Origin of the sequence: Solwaraspora sp. WMMA2101 (genome assembly GCF_049179175.1) — a bacterium.
In the GTDB taxonomy this organism is placed as follows: Bacteria; Actinomycetota; Actinomycetes; order Mycobacteriales; family Micromonosporaceae; genus Micromonospora_E.
On the sequence record NZ_JBMHMA010000006.1, the window covers coordinates 2,304,652 to 2,323,060 of the forward strand.

General features: G+C 72.9%; 15 protein-coding genes and 1 tRNA gene. 5 read left to right on the forward strand and 11 right to left on the reverse strand.

The window, feature by feature from the left end; genetic code table 11:
• Window positions 1-32: 32 nt before the first annotated feature.
• On the reverse strand, window positions 33-1,526 hold the full coding sequence (gene glmU / locus ACN28F_RS11190; RefSeq protein WP_421361348.1) for a bifunctional UDP-N-acetylglucosamine diphosphorylase/glucosamine-1-phosphate N-acetyltransferase GlmU: 1,494 nt from the start codon (window positions 1,524-1,526) through the stop codon (window positions 33-35).
• Window positions 1,527-1,607: 81 nt separating this feature from the next.
• Window positions 1,608-1,679, reverse strand: a tRNA-Gln gene (locus ACN28F_RS11195).
• A 212-nt stretch (window positions 1,680-1,891) separates the two neighbouring features.
• Here ACN28F_RS11195 and ACN28F_RS11200 point away from each other — a divergent pair.
• Together ACN28F_RS11200 and ACN28F_RS11205 are read left to right on the forward strand one after the other, a co-directional pair.
• Complete coding sequence (locus ACN28F_RS11200; RefSeq protein ID WP_289207963.1) at window positions 1,892-2,863, forward strand: acyl-CoA desaturase; 972 nt, start codon at window positions 1,892-1,894, stop codon at window positions 2,861-2,863.
• Between the two features lie 165 nt (window positions 2,864-3,028).
• Window positions 3,029-3,634, forward strand: coding sequence for a TetR/AcrR family transcriptional regulator (locus ACN28F_RS11205; RefSeq protein WP_282229564.1), 606 nt, complete (start codon window positions 3,029-3,031; stop codon window positions 3,632-3,634).
• A 39-nt stretch (window positions 3,635-3,673) separates the two neighbouring features.
• On the opposite strand, the gene ACN28F_RS11210 is transcribed toward ACN28F_RS11205, so the two are convergent.
• From ACN28F_RS11210 to ACN28F_RS11235, 6 genes are all read right to left on the reverse strand, one after another.
• Window positions 3,674-4,144 carry a DUF4383 domain-containing protein gene (locus tag ACN28F_RS11210; protein WP_289207964.1) on the reverse strand — a complete coding sequence of 157 codons (471 nt, stop codon included), beginning with the start codon at window positions 4,142-4,144 and terminating at the stop codon, window positions 3,674-3,676.
• Window positions 4,145-4,245: 101 nt separating this feature from the next.
• The gene (locus tag ACN28F_RS11215) at window positions 4,246-4,701 is read right to left on the reverse strand and encodes a DUF4383 domain-containing protein (protein ID WP_289207965.1); all 456 of its coding nucleotides are present in this window, start codon (window positions 4,699-4,701) and stop codon (window positions 4,246-4,248) included.
• A gap of 91 nt (window positions 4,702-4,792) precedes the next feature.
• A complete protein-coding gene (locus ACN28F_RS11220; RefSeq protein ID WP_421357656.1) occupies window positions 4,793-6,658 on the reverse strand; it encodes an ABC-F family ATP-binding cassette domain-containing protein in 1,866 nt (621 codons plus the stop codon).
• Window positions 6,658-7,614 (reverse strand): 4-(cytidine 5'-diphospho)-2-C-methyl-D-erythritol kinase, encoded by a 957-nt coding sequence (locus tag ACN28F_RS11225; protein WP_421357657.1) that lies wholly within the window; start codon window positions 7,612-7,614, stop codon window positions 6,658-6,660. The genes ACN28F_RS11220 and ACN28F_RS11225 overlap by 1 nt, the downstream gene beginning before the upstream one ends.
• A 63-nt stretch (window positions 7,615-7,677) precedes the next feature.
• Window positions 7,678-8,562, reverse strand: a complete 885-nt coding sequence (gene rsmA, locus ACN28F_RS11230; protein WP_289211117.1) for a 16S rRNA (adenine(1518)-N(6)/adenine(1519)-N(6))-dimethyltransferase RsmA — start codon at window positions 8,560-8,562, stop codon at window positions 7,678-7,680.
• On the reverse strand, window positions 8,559-9,452 hold the full coding sequence (locus ACN28F_RS11235; protein ID WP_421357658.1) for a TatD family hydrolase: 894 nt from the start codon (window positions 9,450-9,452) through the stop codon (window positions 8,559-8,561). The genes rsmA and ACN28F_RS11235 overlap by 4 nt, the downstream gene beginning before the upstream one ends.
• 163 nt (window positions 9,453-9,615) lie before the next feature.
• On the opposite strand from ACN28F_RS11235, the gene ACN28F_RS11240 reads away from it, so the two are divergent.
• The gene (locus ACN28F_RS11240) at window positions 9,616-10,917 is read left to right on the forward strand and encodes a hypothetical protein (protein ID WP_289207969.1); all 1,302 of its coding nucleotides are present in this window, start codon (window positions 9,616-9,618) and stop codon (window positions 10,915-10,917) included.
• Between the two features lie 6 nt (window positions 10,918-10,923).
• Here ACN28F_RS11240 and metG read toward each other — a convergent pair whose 3' ends face one another.
• Window positions 10,924-12,726, reverse strand: coding sequence for a methionine--tRNA ligase (metG, locus tag ACN28F_RS11245; protein WP_289207970.1), 1,803 nt, complete (start codon window positions 12,724-12,726; stop codon window positions 10,924-10,926).
• A gap of 41 nt (window positions 12,727-12,767) precedes the next feature.
• On the opposite strand from metG, the gene ACN28F_RS11250 reads away from it, so the two are divergent.
• On the forward strand, window positions 12,768-13,796 hold the full coding sequence (locus ACN28F_RS11250; protein WP_421357659.1) for a hypothetical protein: 1,029 nt from the start codon (window positions 12,768-12,770) through the stop codon (window positions 13,794-13,796).
• Window positions 13,797-13,891: 95 nt separating this feature from the next.
• On the forward strand, window positions 13,892-15,610 hold the full coding sequence (locus ACN28F_RS11255; protein ID WP_421357660.1) for a dolichyl-phosphate-mannose--protein mannosyltransferase: 1,719 nt from the start codon (window positions 13,892-13,894) through the stop codon (window positions 15,608-15,610).
• A gap of 310 nt (window positions 15,611-15,920) precedes the next feature.
• Here the strand turns inward: ACN28F_RS11255 and ACN28F_RS11260 are convergent, their stop codons facing one another.
• Together ACN28F_RS11260 and ACN28F_RS11265 are read right to left on the reverse strand one after the other, a co-directional pair.
• Window positions 15,921-17,510: a sensor histidine kinase gene (locus ACN28F_RS11260; protein ID WP_289207972.1), complete on the reverse strand. Its 1,590-nt coding sequence runs from the start codon at window positions 17,508-17,510 to the stop codon at window positions 15,921-15,923.
• Window positions 17,510-18,262, reverse strand: coding sequence for a response regulator transcription factor (locus ACN28F_RS11265; RefSeq protein WP_421357661.1), 753 nt, complete (start codon window positions 18,260-18,262; stop codon window positions 17,510-17,512). Before ACN28F_RS11265 ends, ACN28F_RS11260 begins: the two co-directional genes overlap by 1 nt.
• Between the last annotated feature and the right edge of the window lie 147 nt (window positions 18,263-18,409).

The window sequence follows — 18,409 nt, forward strand, 5'->3', positions numbered from 1 at the left end:
GTCGCCGGCCTGGTGGGTCAGGCGCCGCTGGACTAGTCAGTCGCAGTATCTCCCGGAACGGTGCCGCTGGCATCGTGATGGTGGGCCGCCTCACCGTCGGCGGCGGCCCGGCGGGCCGCTTCCGCCGCCGGGGTGCCGGCCCGGCGGGACTGCACCCAGCCCTCGACCACCCGCTGCGACGCCCGGGTGACCGCCAGCGCACCCGGCGGGACGTCCTTGGTCACCGCGCTGCCCGCGCCGACGTACGCGCCGGCACCGATCTCCACCGGCGCGATCAGGCTGCTGTCGCAGCCGACGAAGGCGGCCTCCCCGACGGTCGTGCGGCTCTTGCGCACCCCGTCGTAGTTGACGAAGATCGTCGCCGCGCCGATGTTGGCGCGGGCACCGATCGTGGCGTCGCCGACGTAGCTCAGGTGCGGCACCTTCGCCCCGGCACCCAGCTGCGAGTTCTTCACCTCGACGAAGGTGCCGACCTTGGCCCGCTCGGCCAGGTCGGCGTCCGGGCGCAGGTAGGCGTACGGCCCGACGCTGGCGCCGGCACCGACCCGGGCCCGTACGGCGTGCGAGCGCAGCACGGTGGCGGCCGGGCCGACGCTGGTGTCGATCAGGGTGACGTCCGGCCCGACGCTCGCCCCGGCGCCGACCGTGGTGGCCCCGCGCAGCTGGGTGTTCTGGTCGATCACCGCGTCACGCCCGACGTCGACGGTCACGTCGATCCAGGTGGTCGCCGGGTCGAGGATGCTCACCCCGGCCCGCATCCAGCCCTCGTTGACCCGGTCGGCGAGCAGCCGGCGCAGCCGGGCCAGCTCGACCCGGTCGTTGCAGCCCAGCGTCTCGGTGACGTCGTCGGCGACGTGGACGCCGACCGGGGCACCGGCGGCGGCGAGCAGGCCGACCGCGTCGGTGAGGTACTCCTCGCCCTGGTCGTTGTCGGTGGTCAGCTTGCCCAGCGCGTCGCGCAGCCGGACCGCGTCGAAGGCGTAGATGCCGGCGTTGATCTCCCGGATCCGGCGCTGCTCGGTGCTGGCGTCGCGCTCCTCGACGATGCGTTCCAGGCCACCGACGGCGTCCCGGACGATCCGGCCGAGCCCGGTCGGGTCGGCGACCTCGGCGGTCAGCACGGTCGCCGCCGCGCCGGCCGACTCGTGCGCGGCGATCAGCTCGGCCACCGTCTCGGGGCGCAGCAGCGGCACGTCGCCGTTGAGCACCACTACGGTGCCGGTGGCGTCCGGCGCGGCCGCCATCGCCAGCCGGACGGCGTGCCCGGTGCCGTGCTGCTCGGCCTGCAGGACCGGCAGCGCCGCCGGGGCGATCTCCGACAGGTGCGCGGTGACCTGCTCGGCGCGGTGCCCGACCACGACCAGGGTCTGCTCGGCGGCGGCCGCCGAGGCGGCGGCCAGCACGTGCCCGACCAGGGTCCGGCCGAGCAGTGGGTGCAGCACCTTGGGCAGGTCTGACTTCATCCGCTTGCCCTCGCCGGCGGCGAGGACGACCACGGTACGGGACCGGGGCTGGACCACGAGGATGCTCCCGTCAGGGCGGCGGCGATCTGGCTTGACCTGGCACGACACCTGTCACCGCTGCGGCGGGGGCGATGTCGTGGGAAGCTCGGCCGCTAGGACTCGAACCTAGAATATCGGGACCAAAACCCGAGGTGTTGCCAATTACACCACGGCCGATCGTGCTACGGGCACAGCTTATCGTGCCGGGCCGGTCCCGGCGCACCGCCGTGGCCCGCACGGGTGGCGGGCGGGAATCAACCGTAGAAAACTACGGCTCCGTAGGTTACGGTGACGTAGGCGTAAGTTTCCGATCTTCACCGCTGGCCGCCGCACTGGGCTTTCGCACGTACCGGCGTAAGCGGTTGAACCCGTCACCGCTGCGAGGTGCCATGTCCACTGCCCTACTCGAGCCGCCACAGACCACCCCCGGACCCGCCCCCAAGCCGCTGACCGTCGGCAAACAGTCACTCGGCGTACTGATCGCCCTCGGGGCCTTCGTGGTCATCCCGTTCCTGGCGGTCCTGGCCGCCGTCCCGGTCGCCTGGGGCGGCTGGCTCGGCTGGTCCGACGTGATCATCGGTGGGGTCTTCTACGTGGTCGCCGGACTCGGCATCACGGTCGGCTTCCACCGCTACTTCACCCACGGGTCGTTCAAGGCCAAGCGCTGGCTGCGGATCGCGCTGGCGCTCGCCGGGTCGCTGGCCATCGAGGGCAACATCATCCAGTGGGTCGCCGACCACCGCCGGCACCACGCCTACAGCGACATCGAGGGCGACCCGCACTCCCCGTGGCGCTTCGGCACCAGCGTCTGGGGTCTGACCAAGGGCCTGCTCTACGCCCACGTCGGCTGGCTGTTCCACCGTGACCTGACCAACCAGGAGCGCTTCACCCCTGACCTGCTCGCCGACAAGGACATCCGCCGCATCGACCAGTTCTTCCCGGCGCTGGTCGTGTTCACCATGGTCGCCCCGGCGGCGATCGGCGGCCTGGTGACCTGGTCCTGGCAGGGTGCGCTGACCGCGTTCTTCTGGGCCGGCCTGGTCCGGGTCGCGCTGCTGCACCACATCACCTGGTCGATCAACTCGGTCTGCCACGTCTACGGCGAGCGCCCGTTCGAGGTCCGCCAGGGCGACAAGGCGTCGAACTTCTGGCCGCTGGCGATCCTCTCCTTCGGCGAGAGCTGGCACAACCTGCACCACGCCGACCCGACCTGCGCCCGCCACGGCGTCCTGCGCGGTCAGATCGACATCTCCGCCCGGGTCATCTGGCTGCTGGAGAAGTCCGGTGCCGCGTCGAACGTCCGCTGGCCCAAGCCGGAACGCATCGCCGCGAAGCGCATCAAGTCCGTCACAGAGGTCTGACCGGGACAGTGCCGGGCACCCGCCCGGTAGCCCGGCACTGGCAGGATGGGCCGAGTGACTGACAACCCAATCACCAACGGTGACGTCGCGCGGCCCCGGACACCCGCGTCGCCGGCACCGCCGCCACCACCGGCGGTGCCGGCCAAGCCGAGCTCCCGGGTCCGCATGTCAGCCGCGCAACGCCGGGAACAGCTGATCACCATCGGTCGGCAGCTGTTCGCTGAGCGGGGCTTCGACGCCACCTCGATCGAGGAGGTCGCCTCCCGGGCGAAAGTCTCCAAACCGGTCGTATACGAGCACTTCGGCGGCAAGGAGGGCCTGTACGCGGTCGTCGTCGACCGCGAGGTCCGGGCGCTGCTGGACCGGATCACCACCGCGCTCACCGCCGGACATCCACGCGAACTGCTGGAACAGGCCGCGCTGGCGCTGCTGGACTACATCGAGACCGAGACCAACGGCTTCCGGGTGCTGGTCCGCGAGTCGCCGCTGCTGTCGGCCGCCGGCAACTTCTCCAGCGTGATGAACGACGTCGCGCACCAGGTGGAGCACATCCTCGGCGCCGAGTTCAAGAGCCGCGGGTACGACCCGAAACTCGCCGAGCTCTACTCGCAGGCCCTGGTCGGAATGGTGGCACTCACCGGCCGCTGGTGGCTGGAGGTCCGCAAACCGCGCAAGGAGACGGTCGCCGCGCACCTGGTCAACCTGGCCTGGAACGGGCTGTCCCACCTGGAGGCCAGGCCCACCCTGCTGACCCGCCGCCGGACCCGCTGAGATCCGCTGATCCGCTGCGATCCGCCGGTCAGCGGCAGGTCAGCGGCCGGCCCGCTGCGGGTGACGCTGCTGATCGTCGTCGGCATCGGCGGGTTCGACCGGGCCGACCTTGTCGTACAGCCCGGTGGCCAGGAAGACCATGCCGAACAGCAACGACACGACGACCGTGGACATCGAGAAGTTGAGGAAGTTGGCGCTGGTCCGCAGCAGGCCGAGCATCAGCAGCCCGGTCACCATGAAGACCACCGCGATGGTCAGGTTGGCGAAGTGCCCGGCCTGACCGCCGATGAGCGCCCCGATCAGGATCAGCCCGCCGTACGCGACCGACGACAACGAGAACGCCAGGTTGGTCCGCAGCCCGAGCACCCACACGTCGTCGCGGGCGAACAGCGGGTCGCCCCAGGTGGCGAGCACTCCGGCGATGCCGAAGATCAGGACGTACAGCCCGGTCAACCCGGCGATCGTCCGGTAGACCGGGCGCAGCGGATGGTTGACCGGGATGTGCGCCATGGCTGCCGCTCCTGTCGCTGGCCGTGGCCCACGCGACCGGCACGCGGGCACCTCCGCAGCGGATTGTCCCCCGCTGGTCGGGCCGTTCGCAGGCGAACGGCTCAGAGCAGCAGGCGGCCGTCCTGCCAGGCCTTGGCCTCGTCCTCGGTGCCGACCTTGCCGTACATCGCCGCCATCAGCAGGACCAGCCCGACGATCATGACCACGACGCAGGTGCTGACCGTGAAGTTGAGGAAGTTGGCGTCGGTACGCAGCACCGCCAGCTCGGCCAGGCTCAGCGCCATCAGCCCGTACGCCAGGATCTTGTTGATCGCCGTGTCGACGTTGCGGCCGATCCCGACGCCGGCCAGCACCAGCACACCCAGCAGCAGCGACACCGCGGCGAACCCGAAGTTCGCGCCCTGCCCGAGCACCCGCGTGTCGTCCTGGGCGAACGGCGCGTCGCCGGCCGTGACGATCAGCCCGACGACTCCGAAGATCGCCAGATAGAGGCCGGTGAGCGCGCCGATCGCCCGGTAGATCGGCCGGGCCGGGTGGTTCACAGGGGTGTGCGCCATGGGTCTGTCTCCAACGCCGGACGGGGGGTGGTCGCCGACGATTGTCGCTCATGGGTCAGCGGCCACGAAGGGTGGCCCTGCCCGGCGCGGCCTAGCTCACCTGCTCGGCCAGCGCCAGCCACTCCTCCTCGACCCGACCGCGTTCGGCCTGCACCTGACGCAACCGGGTGTCGAGCTCGGAGAGGCGGCTGAAGTCGGTGGCGTGCCGGGCAAGCTCCTCGTGCAGCGCCGCTTCCTGCTGCTCCAGTTTGCCGACCTGGCGTTCCAGCCGGGCCAGCTCCTTGCGGGCCGCCCGCAGGTCCCCGGCGCTGCGCCCGGCGGCGGCCCCGCCGGACCCGCCGGTGCCGCCAGTGCCGTCGCCGGCCGGCGACGATCCCATGGCCGACGCGGCCGAGCCGGCACCCGAGGTGGCCGAGCCGGTGGCCGAGGCGGCCGAGCCGGTGCTGCCCGCCCGCGCCAGGTACTCGTCCACCCCGCCCGGCAGGTGCACCAGGCGACCGTCACCGAACATGCCGTACACCTCGTCGGTGACCCGCTCGATCAGGTAGCGGTCGTGGCTGGCGACGATCAGCGTGCCCGGCCACGAGTCGAGCAGGTCCTCCAACGCGGCCAGGGTGTCGGTGTCCAGGTCGTTCGTGGGCTCGTCGAACAGCAGCACGTTCGGCTCGGCGGCCAGCAGCCGCAGCAGCTGCAGCCGGCGGCGTTCGCCACCGGACAGGTCCCCCACCGGCGTCCAGAGCCGCCGGTCGGTGAAGCCGAACATCTCGGCGAACTGGGTGGCGGCCAGCTCCCGGTCACCGAAGACCACCCGGCGGGCGACCTCCTCCACCGCCTCCAGCACCCGCAGCTCGCCGGGCAGTTCGGCCAGCTCCTGGGACAGGAACGCCGGACGGACGGTCGCGCCGGTGACCAACTGGCCCTGCTGCGGGGTCCGTGCCCCGGCCAGCAGCCGCAGCAGCGTGGTCTTGCCGGCGCCGTTGGCGCCGACGATCGCGATCCGGTCCCCCGGGCCGATCCGCCAGGTCAGGCCGTCGAGGATCAGCTTCTCCCCGGCGTACGCGGTGACGTCGTCGAGTTCGTAGACCTGCTTGCCGAGCCGGGCGGTGGCCAGTCGGTGCAGCGAGACGGTGTCCCGGGGCGGGGGCACGTCGGCGATCAACGCGTTGGCCGCCTCGATGCGGAACCGTGGCTTCGACGTACGGGCCGGTGGTCCGCGCCGCAACCAGGCGATCTCCTTGCGCAGCAGATTCTGCCGGCGGGCCTCGGTGGCCGCCGCCACCCGCTCGCGTTCGGCGCGGGCCAACGTCCAGGCGGCGAACCCGCCCTCGTAGGCCCGGACCGTCTGGTCGGCGACCTCCCAGGTGTCGGTGCAGACCTCGTCGAGGAACCACCGGTCGTGGGTGACCACCACCAGCGCGCCCCGGCGCCGCTGCACCAGGTACGCGGCGAGCCAGGCCACCCCGGCGACGTCCAGATGGTTGGTCGGCTCGTCGAGGATCAGCAGTTCGGCGGGGCGGATCAGCAGCGCGGCCAGGGCGATCCGGCGCCGCTCGCCGCCGGACATCGGCCCCACCGGCTGGTCCAGGCCGAGATGGCCCATGCCGAGACCGTCCAGGACGGTCCGCACCCCGGCGTCACCGGCCCACTCGTGCTCCGCGCCGAACCCCTCGGGCAGCCAGGCGGTGCCGAGCACCACGTCCCGGACGGTCGCCGTGGCGTCCAGCGTCAACGTCTGCGGCAGCGCGGCGACCCGCAGGTCCCGCCGGTGGGTGACCCGCCCGGAGTCGGGCTCCTCGGCCTTGGTCAGCAGCCGCAGCAGGGTCGACTTGCCGGCGCCGTTGAGGCCGACCACCCCGATCCGGTCGCTGTCGTCCAGGCCGAGGGAGACGTCGGTGAGCAGTTGACCGACCGCGCCGTAGCCCTTGCCGACCCGGTCCAGATTGACGATGTTCACCATCAGACCAGCCTGGCCCCGGCGACGGCACCGTGCACCAGGTGCACCGTACGGCAGACCCCGGCGTCGGTCAGCGTGTCCGCCACGGTCTGCGCGTCGGCACCGTCGGCGGTGAGGAACACGCAGGTCGGGCCGGACCCGGAGACCAGACCGGCGAGCGCGCCGGCGGCCACCCCGGTGTCCAGCACCCGGGTCAACGCCGGACGCAGCGACACCGCCGCCGGCTGCAGGTCGTTGCCGAGGGCACCGGCGAGCACGTGCGGATCCCGCTGGCGCAACGCGGCCAGCAGGTCGTCGGCCGGGCCGACCGGGGCCGGAGCGGCACCGACGGCCCGCAGCCGGTCCAGCTCGGCGTAGACCTGCGGGGTGGACAGGCCGCCGTCGGCGACCGCGACGACCCAGTGCCAGGTGGTGGGGCGGGCCAGCACCGGGCTGACCGCCTCGCCCCGCCCGGTGCCCAACGCCGTACCGCCGTGCAGCAGGAACGGCACGTCCGAGCCGAGCCCGGCGGCCAGCCCGGCCAGCTCGTCGCGGGACAGCCCGATCCCCCACAGTTCGTCACAGGCGACCAGTGCGGCGGCGGCGTCGGCGCTGCCGCCGGCCAGGCCGCCGGCGAGTGGGATCTGTTTGCGCAGGTGCAGCCGGGCGTGGGCCGGCACCCGGGCGTGCGCCGCGAGCGCGCGGGCGGCTCGCAGCACCAGGTTGGAGTCGTCCAACGCCAGCTCGCCGGTGCCTTCGCCGTCCATGGTCAGGATCAGCGTGTCGGCCCGGCGGGCGGTCAGCTCGTCGTAGAGCGCGATCGCGTGGTAGACCGTGTTGATCTCGTGGTAGCCGTCCGGGCGCAGCGGGCCGACCGCCAACTTGAGGTTGATCTTGGCCGGCACCCGTACCTTCACGGAAGCGCGGGCACCGCGCCGGGAACGCTCGTCGTCGTCGCCCGGCCGCCACGCCTCGGTCACCGGGGGAATCCCCCGCTGACGCGGGCGGCACGCGGAGCTCTCGTCACGATCACGGCAGCCAGCCTACTCGGCCGCCGGAGCGGCCACCGGCGCCGCTGCGGCGATCGCGGCGAACTGCGCCACACCCAGCGCCTCACCCCGCGCGCCCGGTGCCACCCCGGCCGCCGTCAGCACCTGCGCCGCCCGGTCCGCGCCCTGCGCCCAGCCGGCCAGCGCCGCCCGCAGCGTCTTGCGCCGCTGCGCGAACGCCGCGTCGACCACGGCGAACACCCGACGCCGGAACCGCTCCGACGACTCCCCCGGCGGCACCGGCGGCGGCTGCCGGCAACTGAACGCCACCAATCCGGAGTCGACGTTGGGCACCGGCCAGAACACGCTCGGCGGGACCCGGCCGGCGTGCCGGGCGGCCGCGTACCAGGCCAGCTTCACCGACGGTACGCCGTACGTGCGCGAGCCCGGACCGGCGACCAACCGGTCGGCGACCTCCTTCTGCACCATCACCAGCCCGTGCGTCAGGCTCGGCAGCTCGGCGAGCAGGTGCAGCACCACCGGCACGGCCACGTTGTACGGCAGGTTCGCCACCAGCGCGGTCGGTGCCGGCGTACCGAGATCGGCGGCGGTGATCCGCAGCGCGTCGGCGGTGTGCACGGTCAACCGGGCCAGGTCACCGCCGCAGTCGGCGACGGTCTGCCCCAGCGCGCCGGCCAGCACCGGGTCGATCTCCACCGCGTGCAGGTGCGCCACCTGGTCCAGCAGGCCCAGGGTCAACGAGCCGAGCCCCGGGCCGACCTCCAGCACCACCGCGTCCGGCGGCAGGTCGGCGGCGGCCACGATCCGCCGTACGGTGTTCGGGTCGTGCAGGAAGTTCTGCCCGAGCCGCTTCGTCGGCGCCACCGACAGCCGGCCGGCCAGCTCCCGGATCTGCGCCGGGCCGAGCAGCCCGGTCACCGGCCCGCCCACGGCCCGAAGACCCGGTCACCGGTGGCCGAGATCGCCGCGCACAGCTCGTCGAGCCCGGTGCCGGTCACCTCGGCCAGCGTGCGGACCGTGTGCGGCACCAGGTAGGAGGCGTTGGGGCGGCCCCGGTGCGGCACCGGCGTCAGGTACGGGGCGTCGGTCTCCACCAGCAGCTGGTCCACCGGGGTCACGGCGGCCGCCGCCCGCAGCCCGGCGGCGTTGCCGAAGGTCACCGTACCGGCGAAACTCAGCACGAATCCGCGCCGGACGCACTCGGCGGCGAACTCGGCGTCACCGGAGAAGCAGTGCATGACCACGGTCTCCGGAGCGCCTTCGTCGTCCAGCACCCGCAGCACGTCGGCATGGGCGTCCCGGTCGTGGATCACCAGTGGTTTGCCGTACCGCTTGGCGATCGCGATGTGCGCCCGGAAGCTGGCCTGCTGTGCCGCGAGGCCGTCCGGCCCGGTCCGGAAGTGGTCCAGCCCGGTCTCGCCGACGCCGCGTACCGCGTCGGCGGCGGCCAACGACTCGATGGCGCGCAACGCCTCGTCCAGGTCGGCCAGCCGGGGTGCCTCGTTGGGGTGCAGCGCCACCGTGGCGACCACCGCCGGCACCCGCGCCGCGAGGTCGGCACCCCAGCGCGACGAGTCGAGATCCACCCCGACCTGGACCAGCCGGTCCACCCCGACCGCCGCCGCCTGCGCGAGCAGCGTCGCCACCGGATCGCCGGCGTCGCGGCCCGGCACGGCGGGTTCGGCGACGGTCAGGTCCAGATGGGTGTGACTGTCGATCACCGGTACGGGCAACGGCTCGGGCGGCGGCGGGAACTCCCCGGCCCGGCGGGCCGCCCGTGCACGGCGGGTCTCGGCTGGCTGCGTCATCGCCGATTAGCATCACACGCCCCGGTCCGCCCCCGGCACCGGCCCACCCGCGCCTGGCCGCACCGGCCCACCCGCGCCGGCCGCACGGCGGCGGCGGTAATGGACATCCTGAGGTAACCACGCGTTCATCCGACGCGGTGACTCGACGACTACCTTCGGCGAAGTGACCGTGAGCTCTGCGCGCGGCGGCGTCACCGACGCCCCGATCGGCCTGCGGCTGCGTTTCGAGGGCGCGGTCTACCCGGCCGAGGAGATCGCCCGAGGCGCGGCGTACCGGCTGACCAGTGCCGACCCGGCCCCCGGTTTCCGGCCCGACGACCGTGGCCGGTGGTTCCGGTTCGTGCACGCCTGCGAGGTCGGCCAGGTACCCGGCGGACCGGCCGCCGCTGCCAGCGGTGGTGCCGCCGACGTCACCGGCGGCGGTGCGCTGGCCGAGGGCGCCGACCGGGTCGAGGCGACCCCGGACAGCCCGCTGATGGTGCCGCTGACCAAGGCGGCCAGCTGGCACGACCTGCACCAGCTGAGCCAGACGCCGGCCGGTGACGGCGACCCGGCGATCACGGCGGTACGCCGTACCGCCACGGTGCGGCGCGGCACCCGGATGATGAAGGTCCTCTCCGGCCGGCAGGCCGCCGGTTACCTGCGCGGCTGGTCCCCCGCCGGCTTCTGCTACCGCGAGTACGACATCGCGCATCTGCGTACCCCGGCCGACCTGGCCCTGCTGCGCACCGACGACGGGGCCGGGCGGGACAACCTGGACGTGGCGTACGCGCTGCGCTGGCGGGCCATCGGGGCGGCCGACTACGAGGTCCCGGTCGGTCCGGCGTACCAGGGTCTGGTGGCCATGCCACCGCGCGACCGGATCGGCCCGCCGGTGCTCGGCACCGGGTTCACCCCCAGCGAGCACCACCTGATCCCGGAGTTCGTCACCGCCGGCTGCACGGACCTGCCGCTACCGGCCAACGCCACACTGCTGGCGTACACCCCGGACGGCACCGAGGTGGTGCTCTACACGTACCAGCCGGAGCAGCGCGGCTGGATCCGGATGGCCGGCCCGCAGCGGCGGCACCTGCTCGACGGCATCCCGGACGTACCGTCCGACCAGGAGTACCTGCGCACCGGCGACCTGCCGCAGTCGACCCAGCTGGTCGGCACCTACCAGGGGCAGCCCTACGAGGCGGTCGCCGACCCGCCCCGCGAGTTCCGGGTGCTGGCGATGACCCGGGCCGCCCGCTACCCGGTGGAGTCGCTGGCCCGGCGGCTGCGCTTCACCACCTGGCGGGACGCCCGCTGCCAGGTGCTGCGCCAGGAGTCCGGGTGGAGCCGGCTGCGGCTGTGCCGGCCCACCCCGGAGGCGGTCGCCGCGCTCGGCGCCCAGTGCCACGAACGTGGGCTGTACGAGGTCTGGGCACCGACCGTGGAGATCACCGACGAGAGCCCGACGGACCTGCCGTACGAGTGGTGAACCGGCTCAGCCGCTGAGCCGGGCCAGCTCCTCGTCGACGATCGACTCGTCGAGCTTGCGGAACACCGGCTTCGGCGCGGCCAGCGGCCGGCCGACCTCGACCGGGCGGGACTCCCACCGGGCGCCCTCCTGGTAGTCACCGGTGAGGATCGGGTACGCCGGACCACCGTCGAGGTCGTCGACCTCGACGATGCGCGGCATCGGCGCGTGCACGCCGGTGCCGCCGAGCAGCTCGTGGATCTGCTGCGCCGAGTGCGGCAGGAACGGGGTGAGCAGGGTGTTCGCGTCGGTGACCACCTGGAGGGCGACGTGCAGGATGGTGCCCATCCGGGGCTTGTCGGCCTCGCCCTTGAGCTTCCACGGGGCCTGGTCGGACAGGTAGCGGTTGGCGTCTGCGACCACCCGCATCGCCTCGCCGATGGCCTGCTTCTGCCGGTGGCGTTCGATGAGGGCACCGACCGTGCCGAACGCGGCCCGGCTGGTGGCCAGCAGCGCCTCGTCGGCGGCGGTCAGCCCCGCCGGGTCGACCGGCGGGATCGCGCCGAAGTTCTTCGCCGCCATCGAGATCGACCGGTTGACCAGGTTGCCCCAGTCGTTGACCAGTTCGTCGTTGTTGCGGCGGCGGAACTCGGCCCAGGTGAAGTCGGTGTCCTGGCTCTCCGGTCCGGCGACGGCGATGAAGTAGCGCAGTGCGTCGGCGTCATAGCGGGCCAGGAAGTCGCGGACGTAGATGACGACCTGACGCGACGAGGAGAACTTGCGCCCCTCCATGGTGAGGAACTCGCTGGAGACCACCTCGGTCGGCAGGTGCAGCCGGCCCAGCTCGCCGGGCTCGCCGTCGCGGCCGCCCTCGCCGGAGTAGCCGAGCAGCAACGACGGCCAGATCACCGAGTGGAAGACGATGTTGTCCTTGCCCATGAAGTAGTAGGCGCGGGCGTCCTTGCCCTGGGCGTCCGCGGTCCACCAGCGGCGCCAGGCGTCGGGGTCACCGGTGCGGCGGGCCCACTCGATCGAGGCCGACAGGTAACCGATCACCGCGTCGAACCAGACGTAGATCCGCTTGTCGCCGCGCTCGCGCCAGCCCTCCAGCGGGATCGGCACCCCCCACTCCAGGTCGCGGGTGATCGCCCGGGGCTGCAGGTCGTCGAGGAGGTTGCGGGAGAAGCGTAGGACGTTGGGCCGCCAGCCTTCGCGGCTGTCCAGCCAGCGGCCGAGCGCCTCGGCGAACGCCGGCAGGTCCAGGAAGAAGTGCTCGGTCTCGACGAAGTTCGGCGTCTCGCCGTTGATCTTGGACTTCGGGTTGATCAGCTGGACCGGGTCGAGTTGGTTGCCGCAGTTGTCGCACTGGTCACCCCGGGCCGCGTCGTAGCCGCAGATCGGGCAGGTGCCCTCGATGTAGCGGTCCGGCAGCGTCCGGCCGGTCGACGGCGAGATAGCCCCGAGCGTGGTCTTCGGCACGATGTAGCCGTTGCGGTGCAGCGTCTCGAACAGCTCCTGGACCACCCGGTAGTGGTTGCCGGTGGTGGTCCGGGTGAACAGGTCGTAGGAGAGCCCCAGACCGTGCAGGTCCTCGACGATCACCCGGTTGTAGCGGTCGGCCAACTCGCGGGGGGTGAGCCCTTCGCGGTCCGCCTGCACCTGGATCGGCGTACCGTGCTCGTCGGTGCCCGAGACCATGAGCACGTCGTGGCCGGCCATCCGCATGTACCGGCTGAACACGTCGGAGGGGACGCCGAAGCCGGAAACGTGGCCGATGTGGCGGGGCCCGTTGGCATAAGGCCAGGCGACCGCCGCGAGAACGTGACTCATGGCACCAGCCTAATGATTGTCACCGGGCGTACGCGAACGGGTTGACGAGCCTTCCCACCGCGCCCGGTGCCGGGCCGTACCGGCGCGACACGCCCCGGGGCTTCGCCCCCGCCCCGCCCGTCGGGGTGTCAAATGGCGGGGTGACCGGGGAAGCAGCCGTACCGGAGCCGGGCGAGGCCCGGTCCGACGATCAGGCTGCTCGGCCGGCGCTGGCGCCGACCGAGCAGTCGTCCCGCGTGCCGCGACGCCGGCCGCCACGCCGGTCGCGGCTGCCGAGCCCGTGGGCGGCGGCCGGCCCCGAGGCCACCTGGTGGCACGGCGGCACCCCACCCGACCCGGTGCCCTCCCCGGTGTCGTCGCCGGTGTCGGGAACGAGGCCGACACCGGCGGCCGAGGCCGAGGCCGCGATCACGGACGAGGCCGACGCACCGGCGGCCGATCCACCGCCGGTCACGGTCCGGCCGGCCGGGCCGCCGGCCCGACCTGGTACGCCGACACCGCCGGCCCGATCCGGTACGCCGACACCGCCGGCCCGATCTCCGGCGCGGGCCAGCCGCCGCCGGCGTCGGCGGCGGCGGACCCGACGCCCGGCGACCGGGCTGGCCTGGATTCTGCTGGTCGCCGCAGCGGCGGCGTTCCTGGGCTGGGTCAGCGCCGAGCCGCTGTGGCTGGCCGCCGGCCGCGGAACGGCCGGCACCGCGACGGTGACCGGCTGCACCGGTGACGGGCTGGGGCAGCGGTGTCTCGGCGAGTTCGTGGCACCCTCCGGGGACCGGGCCGGGCCGGTCCGGTTGCTCGGCGTACCACCGCTGGACCGCACGGCCGGCACCGAACTGGCCGCCTGGATGCTGCACCTCGACCGGGACACCGCGTACGTGGCCGCCGACCTGGCCGGGCTGCATCTGCGGTGGACGGTCGGTTGGGCGCTGATCGCGCTGCTCGCGCTGGTGCTGGTCTGGGGCAGCGGGGCCCGACGCCTCGCCAGCCGGGCGGCCCGGCGGGGGGCGACGCTGCTGGCCTTGGCGGCGCCGCTGCTGTTGGGTGCCGGATTCCTGGTGGCCGGCTGGTAGCGGACCCCCACGTCGATCATCGATATCGACGACTCGAAATATTAACCGGGGCCGGTAGCTCCCCGTGGCGCTGTCCGGCAGCCTACGATCACGGGGTGATTCCGGCGACAGCTTCCAGCGCGACGAGCGGTGAATCAGAGGTTTCGGTCACGGCGGCCCGGCCGGCCAGCCCGCCGGACGCCGGCCGGGACCCCTCCGGTGGCGCCGACCCGACCGGCGACCGGGGGTCGGCGGTCGGCGGTGGTCTGCCGGCCGTGGTCCGCCGCCGGCTGGCGCCGCTGGACAACCGGCTGCGGCCGTGGTCCTGGCTGGCCACGGCGGCGGTCGTGCTGATCGCCGCCGTGCTGCGGCTGGTCAACCTCACCCACCCGCCGGGCCTGGTCTTCGACGAGGTCTACTACGCCAACGAGGGCAACGAGCTCCTGCAGTACGGCTTCGAGTGGGACGAGCAGAACAACACCCCGGCGTACGTCGTCCATCCCCCGCTCGGCAAGTGGATCATCGCGCTCGGGATCCGGCAGTTCGGCTTCAACGAGTTCGGCTGGCGGATCGCGGCGGCGGTCGCGGGCATCCTGATGGTGCTGATCCTCACCAGGACGGCGGAGCGGCTCTTCCGGTCCACCGTACTGGGCTGCACGGCCGGGCTGCTGCTCGCGCTGGACGGATTCCACCTGGTGCTGTCCCGCACCGCACTGCTCGACATCTTCCTGGCGTTCTTCGTCCTCGCCGCGTTCGCCGCGCTGGTGCTCGACCGGGACTGGAGCCGGCGACGGTGGCTACGGGCCATCGAGTCGGGGCTCGACCCGAGCCTGCCCGGTCGGGCCGGCCGCCCGTCGGTCGCGGTCCCCTGGTGGCGGCTGTTGGCCGCGCTGCTGCTCGGCTGCGGGCTCGCCGTCAAGTGGAGCGCGTTGTGGTTCATCCCGGTCTTCGGCCTGCTGGTGGTGCTCTGGGAGGTCGGTCTGCGCCGCTCGGTCGGCGTCCGGCGGCCGTGGCGGGACACGATCGTCGACGAGGTGGGCTGGCTGCTCTTCGGCGGGGTGCTGATCCTCGCCACGTACATCGTGAGCTGGTCGGGCTGGCTGGGCACCGACGGCGGCTATCTGCGGCACTACCGGGCGGACAACGGGATGAGCGAGGCCCCGGTGATCGGGGCGCTGCAGAACCTGTGGCACTACCACACCCAGGCGTACGGGTTCCACAGCACGCTGGAGACCGAGCACCGGTACCAGTCGTGGCCGTGGCAGTGGCTGCTGCTCGGCCGGCCGGTGGCGTTCTACTGGTCCGACCAGACCAACTGTGGCGCGCCGAGCTGTGCCGGCGAGGTGCTGCTGCTGGGGACGCCGCTGCTGTGGTGGTCGTTCCTGCCGGCACTGGCGGCGCTGTTCTGGCTGGGCATCGCCCGACGGGACTGGCGGGCCGGGGCGATCCTGGCCAGCGTCGCCGCCGGTCTGCTGCCCTGGTTCTACTACGCGACCGAGGGCCGGACGATGTTCTCCTTCTACACCGCCCCCGCGCTGCCGTTCCTGGTGCTGGCGGTGACGTACGTGCTCGGTGCCATCGCCACCCCGGCCGATGCCCGGCTGGCCGAGGCGCTGCCGGGTGGCCGGGGGGCGATGGGCGGTACGCCCGGCGCCGAGAGCGCCGGGCAGGATCCGGCGAGCAACGACCGGCGGATGATCGGGGCGGTGATCGTCGGAGCGTACGTGCTGCTGGTGGCGGTCTGTTTCGCGTACTTCTATCCGATCTTCGTCGGCGAGGCGCTGCCGTACGAGGACTGGTCGAGCCGGATGTGGCTGGGCGGTCGCTGGATCTGACCGGCCGGCGAGGGGTCGCCGTCAGCCGATCATGGACCTACCGCACACATTAGTCCACTGTGCTCGATTGAAGATCGACGAACCGCAGGTGGAGCGGGCCACGGGAAGGGCGCTACGCACAATAAAGCGCGCCCCGATCGCCTGCCACGGGGGAAGCGGGCGATAGGGGCGCGCATGGAAATCTTAAGCCAGGCCAACCGCACGGCACAACGGGGCAACCGTAGCTAGTTTGCGCTTCAGCACGCACCGGAACAACGGACCAAACAGGCATTTAACTACTTAGGCCGATTTGCTGCCCCGTGCCGGCAGGTCACCGCCGGAACGCCGCCACCGGCCGGCACGACACCGGGCCAGGCAGGAGCACCCGGAACACCGCGCCGCCGCCGGGCCGGTCGAACAGCTCGATCCGACCGCCGTGACCGTCCACGATGGCGGCGGCGATCGCCAGCCCGAGCCCGGACCCACCGCCACCGGCCCGGGACCGGCTCGGATCGACCCGGTAGAGCCGTTCGAAGATCCGACCGGCGTGGACCTGCGGCACCCCGGGGCCGGTGTCGGCCACCTCGAACACGGCCACCGGCACGTCGGCCGGCAGGTCCCGGCCGACCGCCGCGAGCAGTCGGCCGGGTGCGGCGTCGACCCCGACCCGGACGGTGCCCACCCGTACCGTGATCTCGGCCTGCGGGCCGGCGTGCTGCTGGGCGTTGGCCACCAGGTTCGCGGCCACCTGGCGTAGTTGCGGTTCGTCACCGGCGACCGAGACCGGTTGCAGGTCCGGTACGGCGTCGGTGCCGGAGCCGGCCGCCACCATCCGCACCGGCCGGTCGGGGTTACGGGCGTACGCGTCGCGGATCGTGTCCGCCGCGACGGCGAGCAGGTCCACCGGTCGACGTACCGGCTGCCGGCGGTGGTCCAGCCGGGCCAGCATCAGCAGGTCCTCGACCAGCAGCCCCATCCGGGCGGCCTCCGCCTCGATCCGGCGCATCGCCTCGTCCAGCTCGGGGCCGGGCGGTGCCCCGCCGCGCCGGTACAGCTCGGCGAAGCCACGGACCGACGTGAGCGGGGTGCGCAACTCGTGCGAGGCGTCCGCGACGAACTGCCGCAGCCGCTGCTCGGAGGCGGTCCGCGCGGCGACCTCGGCCTCGATCCGGTCCAGCATCGAGTTCAGCGCGCCACCGAGCCGGCCGACCTCGGTGTGCGGATCGGCGTCGGCCACCCGACGGGACAGGTCACCTGCGGTGATCTCCGCCGAGATGTGCCCCATCCGGGTCAACGGGCGCAACCCGAGACGGACCGTGGCCGCAGCGCCCAGGCCGAGCAGGAACAGGATCAGCAGCACCACCGCGACGTCGATCACCAGCAGCGTGTCGGCGGTGGCGTCGATCTGGTGCAGCGACACCCCGAGCACCGCGACGCCGCCGTCGGCCCGGCCGACGACGAGGACCCGCCAGGAGTCGCCGTCGTCGGTCGCCGCCACGGTGTACGGACCGGCGGTGCCCGCCTGCGCGGTCAGCTGCGGATAGTCGCCCAGCCGGGGCAGCGCGACGTCCGGATCGGAGACAGCCTGTTGGACGAGGGTGCCGTCGGCGTCGTACAGCAGAACCACCTGGGCGGGCTGCAGCGAAGGGCCGGCGAACAGCCGGGGCCGGCGTCCGTCCGGGTCCAGCGACGGCGGTGCCGCGCTGGCGTACGGTCGGCTCATCAGCCGCAACTGCTCGTCGACCCGGTCGGTCAGGCTGCGCCGCAGCAGGACGAGCCCGGCCGAGTTGGCCAGCACCAGCGCCACGGCGGTCAGCGCCGCGGTCACGACGACCAGCCGGGACCGCAGGGTCCAGTGCGACCACCGGCGTACGGCGAACCGGCGTCCGCTCGGGCGGCGGACCGGCACCGGTGTCGGCATCAGTCGTCGGCCGAGCGGGGCAGTCGCAGCGTGTAACCGACACCCCGGACGGTGTGGATCAACGCCGGCTCCTCCTGGTCGATCTTCTTGCGCAGGTAGTAGACGTACGACTCGACGATCCGGCCGTCCCCGCCGAAGTCGTAGCTCCACACCCGGTCCAGGATCTGACTCTTGCTCAGCACCCGGCCGGCGTTGACCATCAGGTACCGCAGCAGCTTGAACTCGGTGGGCGACAGGTCGACGCGCCGGCCGCCCCGGCGCACCTCGTAGGCCTCCTCGTCGAGCTCCAGGTCGGCGTAGCGCAGCACCCGGTCAGCGGGGCCGGGCTCGGCGGTCACTCCGGCGCGGCGCAGGATCGCCTGGATCCGCAGCACCACCTCCTCCAGGCTGAACGGTTTGCTGACGTAGTCGTCGGCGCCGACGGTCAACCCGGCGATCCGGTCCTGCAGGGCGTCACGCGCGGTCAGGAACAGCACCGGTACGGGCCGGCCGCCCCGGCGCATCGCCCGCGCCACCTCGAACCCGTCCAGGTCCGGCATCATCACGTCGAGGACCATCAGGTCCGGTTCGAACTCCTCGACGGCGACCAGCGCGGCCCGGCCGCCGTCGACGACCCGTACGTCGAACTGGATCAGCCGGAGCGTGGCGGCGAGCAGCGCGCCGATGTTGGGTTCGTCGTCGACGACCAGGATCCGGGGGTGCCGGCCGGTCCCGGTCCCGGCTGAGCGGCTGCTCGCGGCGGTTGGCGTCATCAGGCATGCCTACCGGCCGAGCCTCGGAGCGGGCTGGGAGCCGGCTGTGGGTTGCCGGGAAGCAGACGTCTGCGCCAGCCGACACCGCCGCTTCAGATCCCGTACACCTGAGGTTCGCAGTCCGTTCCGAGGTTGTTTTGATCTCGC

Bases quoted from the DNA above. Each gene is read 5' to 3' on its own strand.
- metG (WP_289207970.1), bottom strand. From the start codon at position 12,726: ATGAGTCACGTTCTCGCGGCGGTCGCCTGGCCTTATGCCAACGGGCCC.
- ACN28F_RS11205 (WP_282229564.1), top strand. From the start codon at position 3,029: ATGTCAGCCGCGCAACGCCGGGAACAGCTGATCACCATCGGTCGGCAG.
- ACN28F_RS11260 (WP_289207972.1), bottom strand. From the start codon at position 17,510: ATGCCGACACCGGTGCCGGTCCGCCGCCCGAGCGGACGCCGGTTCGCC.
- ACN28F_RS11220 (WP_421357656.1), bottom strand. From the start codon at position 6,658: ATGGTGAACATCGTCAATCTGGACCGGGTCGGCAAGGGCTACGGCGCG.
- ACN28F_RS11200 (WP_289207963.1), top strand. From the start codon at position 1,892: ATGTCCACTGCCCTACTCGAGCCGCCACAGACCACCCCCGGACCCGCC.
- ACN28F_RS11235 (WP_421357658.1), bottom strand. From the start codon at position 9,452: ATGACGCAGCCAGCCGAGACCCGCCGTGCACGGGCGGCCCGCCGGGCC.
- ACN28F_RS11210 (WP_289207964.1), bottom strand. From the start codon at position 4,144: ATGGCGCACATCCCGGTCAACCATCCGCTGCGCCCGGTCTACCGGACG.
- ACN28F_RS11265 (WP_421357661.1), bottom strand. From the start codon at position 18,262: ATGACGCCAACCGCCGCGAGCAGCCGCTCAGCCGGGACCGGGACCGGC.
- ACN28F_RS11215 (WP_289207965.1), bottom strand. From the start codon at position 4,701: ATGGCGCACACCCCTGTGAACCACCCGGCCCGGCCGATCTACCGGGCG.